This is a genomic window from Bordetella muralis, from assembly GCF_965139205.1.
GTDB lineage: Bacteria > Pseudomonadota > Gammaproteobacteria > Burkholderiales > Burkholderiaceae_B > Bordetella_A > Bordetella_A muralis.
The window spans coordinates 14469-27957 of record NZ_CBCSIU010000007.1; the positions used below are offsets into that span (position 1 = coordinate 14469).

The 13489-nt window shown below is 59.6% G+C and carries 11 protein-coding genes and 2 pseudogenes; 7 read left to right on the forward strand and 6 right to left on the reverse strand.

Annotation, left to right across the window (positions count from 1 at the left end; genetic code table 11):
- Positions 1-39: 39 nt before the first annotated feature.
- Positions 40-1029 (reverse strand): malate dehydrogenase, encoded by a 990-nt coding sequence (locus ACNA0I_RS12210; RefSeq protein ID WP_415806281.1) that lies wholly within the window; start codon positions 1027-1029, stop codon positions 40-42.
- Between the two features lie 268 nt (positions 1030-1297).
- On the opposite strand from ACNA0I_RS12210, the gene ACNA0I_RS12215 reads away from it, so the two are divergent.
- From ACNA0I_RS12215 to ACNA0I_RS12245, 7 genes are all read left to right on the forward strand, one after another.
- A complete protein-coding gene (locus ACNA0I_RS12215) occupies positions 1298-2077 on the forward strand; it encodes a GntR family transcriptional regulator (protein ID WP_415806282.1) in 780 nt (259 codons plus the stop codon).
- A 121-nt stretch (positions 2078-2198) separates the two neighbouring features.
- The gene (sdhC, locus tag ACNA0I_RS12220) at positions 2199-2612 is read left to right on the forward strand and encodes a succinate dehydrogenase, cytochrome b556 subunit (protein ID WP_415806283.1); all 414 of its coding nucleotides are present in this window, start codon (positions 2199-2201) and stop codon (positions 2610-2612) included.
- Positions 2612-2995: a succinate dehydrogenase, hydrophobic membrane anchor protein gene (sdhD, locus tag ACNA0I_RS12225; RefSeq protein WP_094820306.1), complete on the forward strand. Its 384-nt coding sequence runs from the start codon at positions 2612-2614 to the stop codon at positions 2993-2995. Before sdhC ends, sdhD begins: the two co-directional genes overlap by 1 nt.
- Positions 2996-2998: 3 nt before the next feature.
- Positions 2999-4777 (forward strand): succinate dehydrogenase flavoprotein subunit, encoded by a 1779-nt coding sequence (sdhA, locus tag ACNA0I_RS12230; protein ID WP_415806284.1) that lies wholly within the window; start codon positions 2999-3001, stop codon positions 4775-4777.
- 13 nt (positions 4778-4790) lie between these two features.
- Positions 4791-5507, forward strand: a complete 717-nt coding sequence (locus ACNA0I_RS12235; RefSeq protein WP_415806285.1) for a succinate dehydrogenase iron-sulfur subunit — start codon at positions 4791-4793, stop codon at positions 5505-5507.
- A 22-nt stretch (positions 5508-5529) separates the two neighbouring features.
- Positions 5530-5790, forward strand: coding sequence for a succinate dehydrogenase assembly factor 2 (locus tag ACNA0I_RS12240; protein WP_415806286.1), 261 nt, complete (start codon positions 5530-5532; stop codon positions 5788-5790).
- A 21-nt stretch (positions 5791-5811) separates the two neighbouring features.
- Positions 5812-7122: a citrate synthase gene (locus ACNA0I_RS12245; RefSeq protein WP_415806287.1), complete on the forward strand. Its 1311-nt coding sequence runs from the start codon at positions 5812-5814 to the stop codon at positions 7120-7122.
- 108 nt (positions 7123-7230) lie between these two features.
- On the opposite strand, the gene ACNA0I_RS12250 is transcribed toward ACNA0I_RS12245, so the two are convergent.
- From ACNA0I_RS12250 to kdpB, 5 genes and pseudogenes are all read right to left on the reverse strand, one after another.
- Positions 7231-7956, reverse strand: a complete 726-nt coding sequence (locus tag ACNA0I_RS12250; protein ID WP_415806288.1) for a response regulator — start codon at positions 7954-7956, stop codon at positions 7231-7233.
- Positions 7940-10684: an ATP-binding protein gene (locus ACNA0I_RS12255; protein WP_415806289.1), complete on the reverse strand. Its 2745-nt coding sequence runs from the start codon at positions 10682-10684 to the stop codon at positions 7940-7942. Before ACNA0I_RS12255 ends, ACNA0I_RS12250 begins: the two co-directional genes overlap by 17 nt.
- Before the next feature lie 149 nt (positions 10685-10833).
- The gene (gene kdpC / locus ACNA0I_RS12260) at positions 10834-11445 is read right to left on the reverse strand and encodes a potassium-transporting ATPase subunit KdpC (protein WP_415806290.1); all 612 of its coding nucleotides are present in this window, start codon (positions 11443-11445) and stop codon (positions 10834-10836) included.
- A 10-nt stretch (positions 11446-11455) separates the two neighbouring features.
- Positions 11456-11912 (reverse strand): annotated as a pseudogene (locus ACNA0I_RS12265) (potassium-transporting ATPase subunit B); the annotation flags it as partial.
- 1 nt (position 11913) lies between these two features.
- Positions 11914-13489, reverse strand: a pseudogene (gene kdpB, locus ACNA0I_RS12270) (potassium-transporting ATPase subunit KdpB); the annotation flags it as partial.

The following is a 13489-nucleotide window of genomic DNA, read 5'->3' on the forward strand; positions in this document are numbered from 1 at the left end:
CCCCCCCCCCGCCAGGCCTGCGGCCTGGCAGCTTGCGAATTACTTCAGCAAGTCTTTCACGCCGTCGCGCTCTTCGAGCAGCTCTTTCAGCGTGAAGTCCATACGTTCGCGCGAGAAGGCGTCGATTTCCAGGCCTTCGACACGCTTGTATTCGCCGTTTTCGGTCGTGACCGGCACACCGTAGATGATGCCTTCGGGGATGCCATAGGAACCGTCGGACGGAACGCCCATGGTGACCCATTTGCCGTTGCTGCCCAGCACCCAGTCACGCACGTGATCGATGGCGGCGTTGGCAGCCGATGCTGCCGACGACAGGCCGCGCGCATCGATGATGGCAGCGCCGCGCTTGCCCACGGTGGGGATGAAGGTGTCACGGTTCCAAGCGTCGTCATTGATCAGCTTGGCCAGGCTTTCGCCGCCAACGGTGGCAAAGCGGAAGTCCGGGTACATGGTGGGCGAATGGTTGCCCCACACGACCAGTTTTTCGATGTCGGCGACGGCCTTGCCCGACTTGGCGGCCAGTTGCGACAGGGCGCGATTGTGGTCCAGGCGCAGCATGGCGGTGAAGTTCTTTGCGGGCAGGTCCGGCGCGGACTTCATGGCGATGTAGGCGTTGGTGTTGGCCGGGTTGCCCACGACCAGGACCTTGACGTTGCGGCTGGCGACGTCGTTCAGGGCCTTGCCCTGTGCCGTGAAGATCTGCGCGTTGACGCTCAGCAGGTCTTTGCGCTCCATGCCGGGGCCGCGCGGGCGGGCGCCGACCAGCAGGGCCACATCAGCGTCTTTGAATGCGGTGCGGGGATCGCTGTGAGCGGTGATTTCCTGCAGCAACGGGAAGGCGCAGTCATCCAGTTCCATGATGACGCCCTTCAGGGCCTTTTGCGCTTTTTCGTCAGGGATTTCCAGCAGTTGCAGAATGACCGGTTGGTCTTTTCCCAGCATTTCGCCCGAGGCGATGCGAAATAGCAGGGCGTAGCCGATTTGGCCGGCGGCGCCGGTAACGGCGACACGCAAGGCGGGCTTGGACATGAACGTTCTCCGTGATGAGTTCGACGAGAAAAAATCTCGCAATCAGTGTAATCGCTGGGCGCCGCTGCGTGCGTCGCCATCTATGTCTCGGGTAACTGCAAATCCTAGATCGAATTTACGTTTGCGTCAATTGCTCTTATATCTTATATAAGACATAAGACGTTGGACAGTGCTGCGCCTGTTATGCCACAATACTGCGTTTGCCCGGCACGTTGATTCTGCCTTTACAGAGCTCAGCAGACCGCCAAACAAAGCTGATAACACCACTATGGCAGACCCTAGGCCCGAACCTCCGCTACGACATCGCACCGCTCGTCCGGCGAGTGAGGGGGCCGCTTTCAGTCCGCTATACCGTCAGATCAAAGAACTACTGGTTCAGAGCCTCGAGCGCGGCGAATGGAAGCCCGGCGAGTTGATCCCCAGTGAAATCGATCTGGCTTCGCGCTTTCAGGTCAGTCAGGGCACGGTACGCAAGGCCGTTGACGAACTGGCTGCCGAACATCTCCTATTACGTCGCCAAGGCAAAGGCACCTTTGTCGCGACCCATCACGAGGCGCGCGTGCGCTATCGCTTTTTGCGGCTCGCTGCCGACGAGGAAGGCGAGGGCGGCCGGGCCGAGAGCTCCATTCTCGAATGCCGCCGCCTGCGTGCGCCCGCCGAGGTTGCCCGCGCGCTCGAGTTACGCGCCGGCGAGACCGTCGTGATGATTCGCCGTCAATTGTCCATGAACCACCGTCCCACCGTCATCGACGACATCTGGTTGCCAGGCTCGGTATTCCGCGGCCTGACCCTGGAGCTGCTGACAGCAAACAAGGCCCCGCTCTACGGTCTGTTTGAAACCGAGTTCGGGGTCAGCATGGTGCGTGCCGATGAAAAATTACGCGCCGTCGCGGCGCCGGCTGAAATTGCGGGCTTGCTGGGCGTCGAGTCCGGCACGCCGTTGTTACAAGTCGACCGCCTGTCATATACCTACGGAGACCGGCCGGTGGAAATCCGCCGCGGTCTGTACCTGACTGATCACTACCATTACCGCAATAGTTTGAATTGATGAGCTTTTTTCCCACCATTTGATACCAACCGTTCTCTAGGCGAAAATAGCGTGTTTGCCCGCAAGGGCAACTCCAAATTTCGTTGTCACGAATCCCTAGCACCGTAACACCGAGGCCGTCATGTCCGACACCGCTGCCAAGCCACGTCCGCAGTTTCGCAATATTGGCATTGCACAAATCGCCAAATACCGCCTGCCCCTGGCAGGAAAACTGTCCATCTTGCACCGCGTCAGCGGCGCGCTGCTGTTTGTCTGTCTTCCCTTGGTCATTCTGCCGCTCTTCGCGGCCAGCGTGGCCTCGCCTGAAAGCTACGCCCAGATCGCAGAATACGCCGGCAAACCTTTGGTGAAGCTGGTGTTCCTGGTGCTGGTGTGGGGCTATCTGCACCATTTCTGTGCCGGTATCCGCTACTTGGTCCTGGACCTGCACATCGGTCTGGATAAAGTGTCGGCACAGAAAAGCGCTGGTGTGGCTTTCGGTGTCAGCCTGGCGCTGACGCTGGTCTTCGCTCTCAAATTGTTCGGAGTTCTGTAATGGCTGATACCAAAAACTACGGCCCCAAACGCCTGGTTGTGGGAGCCCACTACGGCGTCATCGATTTCATCGCACAACGCATCACGGCCGTCATCATGGCCGTGTACACCCTGGTATTGATCGTCGGTTTCCTGGTGATGCCGTCGTTCTCCTACGAAAACTGGAAGGCCCTGTTCACCTTTCACGCAGGCCCGATTCCGGCTGGTCAGATGCTGGCCAGCCTGTTCTTCTTTGCGTTGGCCTGGCACGCCTGGATCGGTGTGCGCGACATCTGGATGGACTACGTCAAGCCCACGGGCGTGCGCCTGCTGCTGCAAGTGCTGACGATCCTCTGGCTGGTTGCCTCGGTCGTCTATTTCGCGAAAATCCTCTGGAGTATCTAAGCCGTGGTCTCTGTCATGAATTCCCTGCCACGCCGCCAATTTGATGTGGTGGTCGTCGGCGCCGGCGGAGCCGGCATGCGTTGTTCGCTGCAACTGGCCCAGGCTGGTCTATCCGTAGCCGTTCTGTCCAAAGTATTCCCGACCCGTTCGCACACCGTGGCGGCCCAAGGCGGCGTGAGCGCCTCACTGGGCAACATGAGCGAAGACAACTGGTACTGGCACATGTACGACACCGTCAAGGGTTCGGACTGGCTGGGTGACCAGGATGCCATCGAATTCATGTGCCGCGAAGCCCCCAACGCGGTCTACGAACTCGAGCATTTCGGCATGCCGTTTGACCGTAATGCCGACGGTACGATCTACCAACGTCCATTCGGTGGACACACTGCGAATTTTGGTGAAAAACCTGTGCAGCGCGCCTGTGCTGCTGCCGACCGTACCGGCCATGCCCTGTTGCACACGCTGTATCAGCGCAACGTCGCGGCTCGTACGCAGTTCTTCGTCGAATGGATGGCGCTGGACCTGCTGCGTAACGAGGCTGGCGACGTGGTCGGCGTGACCGCGCTCGAGATGGAAACGGGCGAGGTCTACATTCTCGAAGCCAAGACCACGGTGTTGGCCACCGGCGGCGCCGGCCGTATCTGGGCGGCTTCCACCAATGCCTTCATCAACACCGGCGACGGCCTGGGCATGGCGGCTCGTGCCGGCATCCCGCTGCAAGACATGGAATTCTGGCAATTCCACCCGACCGGCGTGGCTGGCGCGGGCGTGCTGATTACCGAAGGTGTACGCGGCGAGGGCGGCATCCTCTTGAACAAGGATGGCGAGCGCTTCATGGAGCGCTACGCGCCCACGCTGAAAGACTTGGCCCCGCGTGACTTCGTGTCGCGTTCGATGGACCAGGAAATCAAAGAAGGCCGTGGTTGCGGTCCCGATGGCAGCTATGTGGTGCTCAAGCTCGATCACCTCGGCGCCGACGTCATCAACAAGCGTCTGCCCTCGATTCGCGAAATCGCGATCAAGTTCGGCAACGTCGATCCGATCAAAGAACCGATCCCCGTCGTGCCGACCATCCACTATCAGATGGGCGGTATTCCGGCCAACTACCATGGCCAGGTGCTGAGCCGCGTCAATGGCGAAAACAAGGTCATCAACGGCCTGTACGCCATCGGTGAATGCGCTGCCGTGTCGGTGCACGGCGCCAACCGCCTGGGTACGAACTCGCTGCTCGACCTGATCGTGTTCGGCCGCGCCACGGGCAATCACATTGTGAATTCGCACCCCGAGCGTCAGCATGCGCACCAGCCGGTGCCGAAAGAAGCCGTCGATTTCTCGATGGATCGCCTGGCCAAGCTCGAGTCGCGTACCTCCGGCGAAAAAACGCAAGACGTCGCCAACGCCATCCGCATGTCGATGCAGCGTCACTGCGGCGTGTTCCGCACGCTGGAATTGCTCAACGAAGGCGTGGGTCAAATCGAAGACCTGGCCAAGCAAGCCGAGCACATCTACTTCAAGGACAAGTCCAAGGTCTTCAACATGGCTCGCGTCGAGGCACTCGAGCTCGCCAACATGACCGAAGTAGCACGTGCGACCATCAAATCGGCTGCCAATCGCACCGAAAGCCGTGGCGCGCATGCGTTGGACGACCATCCCACTCGCGATGACGAAAACTGGCTCAAGCACACCCTCTGGTATTCCGAGGGTAGCCGTCTGGACTACAAACCGGTCCAGATGAAGCCCATGACCGTCGAGTCCTTCCCGCCCAAAGCGCGTACTTTCTAAGCAGGATGCTGTGATGAGCACCAAAAGAATCGTGAAATTCGAGATCTACCGCTACGATCCGGACAAGGACGAGCGCCCGTACATGCAAAAGCTGGACGTCGAACTCCAGCCCACTGACAAGATGCTGCTCGACGCGCTCGTGCGCATCAAGAACGACGTAGATGACAGCTTGTCGCTGCGCCGCTCGTGCCGCGAAGGCGTGTGCGGTTCCGACGCCATGAACATCAATGGCAAGAACGGCTTGGCTTGCACGACCAACCTGCGCGAGCTCAAAGAGCCCATCGTTCTGAAGCCGCTGCCAGGTCTGCCCGTGATCCGCGATCTGATTGTGGACATGACGCACTTTTTCAATCAGTACCACTCGGTGCGCCCGTATCTGATCAACGATACGCCGCCGCCCGAGCGCGAGCGCCTGCAGTCGCCCGAGGCGCGCGAAGAGCTCGACGGCCTGTACGAGTGCATTCTGTGTGCTTGCTGCTCGACGTCCTGCCCGTCGTTCTGGTGGAACCCCGACAAGTTCGTCGGCCCGGCCGGCCTGTTGCAAGCCTACCGCTTCATTGCGGACAGCCGCGACGAAGCCACGGGCGCTCGTCTGGACAACCTCGAGGATCCGTACCGCCTGTTCCGTTGCCACACCATCATGAACTGTGTCGATGTCTGTCCCAAGGGTCTGAACCCGACCAAGGCGATCGGCAAGATCAAGGAACTGATGGTTCGCCGCACGGTCTAGTTAACACGGTATAGAGATCGATATGAGCATCCTGACTGAACTTGAACGGGCACGCCTGCGGTGGCGGGCACGCCGTGGGCTGCTCGAAAATGACTTGATCATTACCCGTTATCTGGATGCGTACGAAACGCAGCTCACGGACGAGGATGTCGGTGCATTGACGCAGCTGTTCGAGATGGGAGACAACGACCTGCTCGATCTGCTGCTGGCGCGCAAAGAGCTCGAAGGAGCCCTGGACACACCGAGATTACGCACCATCGTCGCAAAGATGCGTGAGCTTTGATTAATTGTGAGGAAATTAGCGATGAATCTGTCTGACAAAAAAGCCACTCTATCGTTCTCGGACGGCGCCGCGCCGATCGAGTTCCCTGTCTACAAGGGCACGGTTGGCCCGGACGTCATCGACATCCGCAAGCTGTACGGCCAAACGGGCATGTTCACGTTCGACCCCGGCTTTATGTCGACGGCGGCGTGCGAGTCCGGTATCACCTATATCGACGGTGACAAGGGCGAATTGCTGTATCGCGGGTATCCCATCGAACAGTTGGCGGTGAATTGCGATTTCCTCGACATTTGCTATCTGATCCTGAACGGCGAGCTGCCCAACCAAGATCAAAAAACCGACTTTGATTCGCAGGTCACGAACCACACCCTGGTGAATGAACAGCTGCATTTCTTCCTGCGCGGCTTCCGTCGCGACGCTCACCCGATGGCTGTGTTGACCGGCCTGGTGGGCGCGCTGTCGGCGTTCTACCATGACTCGACCGACATCACGAATCCCCAGCACCGTCACATTTCGGCCATCCGTTTGATCGCCAAAATGCCGACGCTGGTCGCGATGGCGTACAAATACTCGGTCGGCCAACCGTTCATCTACCCGCAGAACGATCTGTCGTACACCGGCAATTTCCTGCGCATGATGTTCGCTACGCCGTGCGAAGAGTACAAGGTCAACGAAGTCGTCGAGCGCGCGCTGGATCGTATCTTCATCCTGCACGCTGACCACGAGCAAAACGCGTCGACCTCGACCGTGCGTCTGTGCGGCTCGTCGGGCACCAACCCGTTCGCTGCGATCTCCGCTGGCGTGGCTTGCTTGTGGGGCCCGGCTCACGGCGGCGCCAACGAAGCTTGCCTGCAAATGCTAGAGGAATTGCAAGCCAACGGCGGCGTGGCCAAGGTCGGCGAGTTCATGGAAAAGGTCAAGGACAAGAACTCGGGCGTGCGCCTGATGGGCTTTGGCCACCGCGTCTACAAGAACTACGATCCGCGCGCCAAGCTGATGCAAGAAACTTGCAAAGAGGTGCTGCAGTCGTTGGGTCTGGAAAACGATCCGCTGTTCAAGCTGGCCATGGAACTCGAGCGTATCGCTCTGGAAGACGACTACTTCGTGCAGCGCAAACTCTACCCGAACGTGGACTTCTACTCGGGTATCGTGCAACGCGCCATCGGCATTCCGACCTCGCTGTTCACGGCCATCTTTGCGTTGGCTCGTACGGTGGGCTGGATCGCTCAGTGGAACGAAATGTTGTCGGATCCCGATTACAAGATCGGCCGTCCGCGTCAGCTGTTCACCGGTTCGGTCACGCGCGACGTGCCGTCGATGGACAAGCGTTAATTCGTCATGCGGCGCCGCCTCTTTGCGGGGCGGTGCTGGTGATGAGGAAAAGCCACGTGTCTTTGGATGCGTGGCTTTTTTGTTATTGGCCTTGCGGCCGATATGCCGTTATGTCTTTTGCTGATCGATGAATCTCAGGCCCACGCCCGGCTCGGTGACGATGTAGCGGGGGGCCAGTGCGTTGTCGCCGAGCTTGTGCCGGAGTTTGCCGACGAGGATGCGCAGGTAATGGGTGTCTTCGGTGTGCGTCGGGCCCCATATTTCTCGCAGGATCTGGGGCTGGGTAATCAGTCGCCCTGGTTGTTGGGCGAGCAGCGACAGGAGTGAAAATTCCTTGCGTGTGAGGGTGATGCTCTGCCCGTCGAGAAGGACTTCCCGTCGGGCCCAGTCGATGTGCAGATGGTCATCGTCGTAGATCGTGCTGTCATCGGTGTTTGCTCCCGCCATGCGCAGAAATGCGCGAATGCGAGCCATCAGTTCTTCGACGCCAAAGGGCTTGGTGACGTAGTCGTTGGCGCCCGCATCCAGCAGGGAGACTTTCTGGTCTTCGCTGGATCGTACTGTCAGCACGATGACGGGGACTTTGGACCATTGGCGCAGGTCTCTGAGTACCTCGCTGCCATCCATATCGGGCAGGCCCAGGTCTAGAACAACGAGGTCTGCGCCTTTGCTGGCCAGCAAGGTCAATCCCTCATGGCCAGTGCCTGCCAATAATGTCTGGTAGCCCTGGGCCCGCAGACTGATATCGACAAACTTGCGAATTTGCGGCTCATCGTCGATGACGAGAATGCGGGCGGGAGATGCACCTGTGTTCCCTTCATGAGGTTGTTGCATTTTCTTTGGCTTCCTGGCCAGGGGGCTCGCCCCAAGGCAAGATCAATCGGATCGTTGTGCCGCGATGTTGCGGACCCGGCAGGGCCTGAACGCTGCCCATGTGTGCGCCTACGATACCCTGAACGATCGTCAACCCCAAGCCCGTTCCCTGTTTGCCTCGATCACCGCGCTCGACGCTATAAAACATGTCGAAAATGGATTTTCGCTCTGCTTCCGGAATGCCTGGACCCCGATCAGAGATGTCGATCTGCACATGATCAGAATCCAGGCGTTGGGCGTGAACCCGTATAGGTTCTCCGGGAGGAGAAAATTTGGCCGCATTCTCCATGACATTAAATAAGGCTTGTTCAACAAGTGCCGGGTGGACGTGGATAGGCGGTAAATCGGACGGGATGTCGTGGTCGATGCGTACTGCCGGGCTATATCGTTGTAAACGCTGACAGGCTGAACCCACCAGTTCGTCAATGCCGATCCAGTCTCGTTTCAGGCTCAGGCCCTGGTGTCCCAATCGGGTCATGTCGAGCAGGTTCTGGATATAACGATCCAGGCGTTCGCCTTCCATCTGTATGGTTTCGAGCAAGGCCTTTTGATCGTTCTGATCCATATTGCTGCCATAGCGCATCAGGCTGTCTGCGGCGCCTATCATGGACGACAGGGGGGATCTCAGATCGTGTGACACCGACGATAACAGGGCCGATCGCAACCGCTCGGTTTCTCCGGTAACGCGCGCCGACTCCAGCGCGGATACCAGATTGGTACGTAGCGCTGCCTGGCCGATGTCTTCCACCATGCTTTCGGCGAGTCTGCGTTGTTCGAAAGAAAGGCGCTTCTCATCCGAGGGAAATTTCAGGCCCACAACGCCGAACGTTCCCTGGTCGGAGCGTATCGGCAGAAACCACCATGGGCAGTGGCTCAGCGTATCGGTATAGCGGCCGCTAGGCTGCCCATGTTGCCGCGTCCAATCGGCGGCGATCATGTCCTTTTCCGTTAGTTGACCGGCGGGGGAGGCCGGGCCTGTCTCGCCGTTGATGTGCATCCATGTCTCGGCTCGTAATGTTGATTGCAGCGCCGTCGTGCCTGCGGTGATTACTTCTCCGAGATCGGCTGCTTTGGTGAGCCGGCGCCCCAGCATTTGCATGGCCGTGGCGTGGATGTTGGCGGCGCGCAGTGCGATAACCTGAGCCCTCAGTCGGGATGCCAGACGGCCCGCAATGAGCGCGGCGGCGAGGAACAGCATGACGGTCGCCACACCGCGATGCGCGCCGATCAACAGCGTGAATCGAGGTTCGATAAAGAAAAAATCGTAAGCCAGAAAGCAGAGCAGCGCAGTGATGACCGCAGGCACCATGCGCGTGCGTGATGCGACCCAGATCACGGCAACGAGAAACACCAAAGACAAATCCTGCAAACCCAGGAAACGCTCTGCCAGTGTCGCGACGCCTATGGCTCCTATACTGGTCAGTACAGCAAGGAGCGACTCTCGCCACAACAGGCCTTTACTGTTGATGCGGGACCTCCCGAACGACTTTTGTTTTGCGTGTGGCGTACTGATGATGGTCAGTTCGTAACGGACGCCCCGTTGCAGGAGCTGTTGCGTCAGTGTTCGATTGAAAATCCGTGCCATAGGACGTTCGCGGGTACGCCCGATCACGATCGATCTGGCTCCACGTGCGGCAGCTGCGTCCAGCAAGGCCTGGATGATGTCGCTGTTGTGAAGGATCTCGGCTTCTCCTCCCAGCGTACGTGCCAGCGCAAAGGCTTTGTCGATTTCCAGCAGACGTTGTTGTTCTGAACGGGCGGCCGTTCTCGATGTCGTTTCCAGCGATTCGTCGCGGCGTTTGGCGGGCAATGTCGCATCGGCTGCCGTGCCGGTCTCTACCGTGACGACCGACCATGGCGCGCCGCGGCGTTCGGCAATGCGGGCGCCAGCTCGCACCAGATATTCCGATTGCCCTTTGCCATCGATGGCTATCAGCACATGATGCTGGATGGCCAGTGTCCCCAGGCCGCGGGCCGCACGCGTTTCACGCAGATCGGTATCAACGTGCGCAGCCACGGTCTGCATCGCCAGCTCGCGCAGCGCGGTGAGGTTGGACGGGGAAAAGAAGGCTTGCAAGGCGCGGGCGGCTTGCTCGGGTAAATACACCTTGCCTTGATTCAGCCGTTCGATCAGTTCGCGCGCCGGCAGGTCGACGAGACGAATGTCGCGCAGATGCTCGAAAACCGCATCGGGAACGGTCTCGCTGACGCGAATGCCGGTGATCTGGTGCACCACATCGTTCAAGCTTTCCAGGTGCTGGATGTTGACGGTGGTGTACACGTCGATGCCAGCGTCGAGCAGCTCCACGACGTCTTGCCAGCGCCTTTCGTGACGGCTGCCGGGGACATTGCGATGGGCCAGTTCATCCACGAGGGTAATGGCGGGCTTGCGGGCCAGGAGCCCGTCCAGATCCATTTCCTCCAGTTGCCGGCCTTGGTAGTCCAGCAGTTTTCGCGGCTGTATCGGCAGTCCTGCGACGAGCGCCTGGGTTTCGCTGCGGCCATGCGTTTCGACAATCCCGATGACGATGTCCGCGCCCTGGCGATGCAGTTCGTGTGCGCGCGTCAGCATGGCGTAGGTTTTACCGACACCTGGCGCTGCGCCCAAAAACACGGTTAACCGGCCAGCCGCCTGGCGGTTGAGTTCGCCCAGCAGGGCGTTGGCTTGTTCAGTCTGTTTGGCGCTCATGGATCACGGGGCACTCACAGTCTCGTCGTGGGCCTATTCTCGCACTTAGTGGGTGGTTATGGCAGCAGCGCATTGCCGACGCGGAATTGGCCCCACGCTGGGCACGGATGCGTTCGCGTCGTACCGTCTCGCTAACGCAATGGGTGCGTCTATAACCCATCCAATGCCAGATTCAATTGCAGGACATTGACCCGCGCCTGCCCGAACACGCCCCATTGCTTTGGCTCGGTGTACCGCGCCAGCAGATTGGCGACCACGTCGCGCGGCATCCCACGGGCGCGGGCGATGCGATCCACCTGAATAGCGGCGCTCGCGGCAGTGATATGCGGATCGATGCCTGCGCCGGATTGCGTGAACAGATCGCCCGGCACCGCGAGCGGGGCTACGCCTTCGCGTTGTGCGATAGCGGCGCGACTGTCTTCCAGGCGTTTACGCAGGTCTGGGTTGGTGCGCGCCTGATTGCTGCCCGCCAGCGCTGTGGGGTCGTAATTGCTGGCCGACGGGCGAGGGTGGAAATACTTGTCGCTGACAAACGGTTGTGCCACCAGTGCCGATCCAATCACTTTGCCGTCACGCTCGATCAGACTGCCGTTGGCAGTGTGCGGGAACAGGGCTTGACCGATGCCGACGCCCGCCAGCGAGTAGAAAAATCCGAATCCCACCAGAATGATGAGCGTCAGGCCAATGGCGCCGCGCACAATACTTGTACGGGACGGGGCGGTGAATGCGCCGTGCGCAGTAGCGGTTGTCATAGCTGTCATGGCTGTTTTCTCAGATGCTGAATAGCGTTGATAACATCAAGTCGATGATTTTTATCCCGACGAACGGGAGCAACACGCCACCCACGCCGTATACCAGCATGTTGTTGCGCAAGAGTGCCGTTGCACTGGCGGGCTTGAAACGCACGCCACGCAAGGCCAGCGGGATCAGCAGCGGGATAATGATGGCGTTGAAAATCAACGCCGACAGCACCGCACTCGTCGGACTCGACAGTTGCATGATGTTCAGTGCCGCCATTTGCGGGATGGACGCTGCGAATAGCGCAGGCAGGATGGCAAAGTATTTGGAGACGTCATTCGCCAAGGAAAACGTCGTCAATGCGCCGCGCGTAATGAGTTGCTGTTTGCCGATTTCGACCACGGCAAGCAGCTTGGCTGGATCGGAATCCAGATCCACCATGTTGCCTGCCTCTTTGGCTGCTTGCGTTCCGGAATTCATCGCCAGGCCGNCGTCGGCCTGGGCCAGCGCAGGAGCATCGTTGGTGCCGTCACCCACCATCGCCACGAGTCGGCCGTCCATTTGTTCAGCGCGAATGCGGGCCAGTTTGTCCTCGGGTTTGGCCTGGGCGATGTAGTCATCGACCCCGGCTTCGGCTGCAATGCTCGCCGCAGTCAGCGGGTTGTCTCCCGTGATCATGACGGTCTTGATACCCATCGCCCGCAGGCGGGCAAAGCGTTCCTTGATACCGTGCTTGATGACATCGGATAACTCGATGACACCCAGTATGGTGTTGTCGTCGCATACCACCAGCGGTGTTGCGCCTTTGCGCGCGACATCGGCCACGCGCGTCTGCAAGGCTGCCGGGACGTTGCCTCCATGCGTTTGCACGTACTCGGCAATGGCATCAATAGCGCCTTTGCGGATAATGCGCCCATTTGGCAGATCGACACCCGACATTCTGGTTTGGGCGGAAAAAGGCACGAACTGCGCGTCTTTGGGGGCATCGCCTAGGCCACTTTTACTGAGGGCGAGTTTGACGATGGATTTGCCTTCTGGCGTAGGATCGGCGAGCGAGGCCAACCACGCTGCCTGGCGCAGTTGCGGCTCGTCAATGCCCTCCAGCGCATGAAAGGCGGTCGCCTGCCGGTCGCCGAGTGTGATGGTGCCGGTCTTGTCCAGGAGCAGGACATCGACGTCTCCTGCGATTTCCACGGCCTTGCCGGATTTGGCCAGCACATTGGCTTTGAGTGCGCGATTCATGCCTGCGATGCCAATGGCGGGGAGCAGGCCGCCGATCGTGGTGGGGATCAGGCACACCAGCAATGCGACCAACAGGACGACGTCCGTTTTGATGCCTACGAAGCTGCCAATAAAGGGCAGCGTGATGACCACGATCAGGAACGTCAGGGTCATGACCGCCAGCAGCAGGCCCAACGCGATCTCGTTAGGCGTTTTCTGCCGGCTGGAGCCTTCGACCAGGGCGATCATGCGATCCAGAAAACTATTGCCTGGCTCGGCGGTAATGCGCACGATGATGCGGTCCGATAGCACCTTGGTGCCGCCGATCACGCCTGAACGGTCCGTTCCGGCTTCGCGCAGGACCGGTGCGGATTCACCCGTGATGGCGGATTCATTGATGGATGCCAGCCCTTCGATGATCTCGCCATCGGCGGGGATCAGTTGACCTTCTTGCACGACGACACGGTCATCAGGGCGTAAATCTGCCGCCGGAACGATGCTGGTGTTGCCCGAGTGGTCCAGGCGATGCGCGACCAGATCTTTGCGGGCGCGACGCAATGCAGCGGCTTGCCCACGGCCACGTGCTTCGGCTACCGCTTCGGCGAAGTTCGCGAATAGCACGGTGATGAATAGCACCGCCGTGACGGCCCATCCAAATCCGGCGTGCGTCCAGCCTGATAGCGCCGCTATCGCTGTCAGCAGGGTTCCTGCCCAGACAACCGCCATGACGGGATTTTTCAAGACATGATGCGGCGCCAGTTTGATAAACGAATCGATCAGCGCTGCCTTCAACGGATGTTCTAGGTTGGCGCCCTCAGTGTGGTGCTCTATTTGCGCAGTATGCAT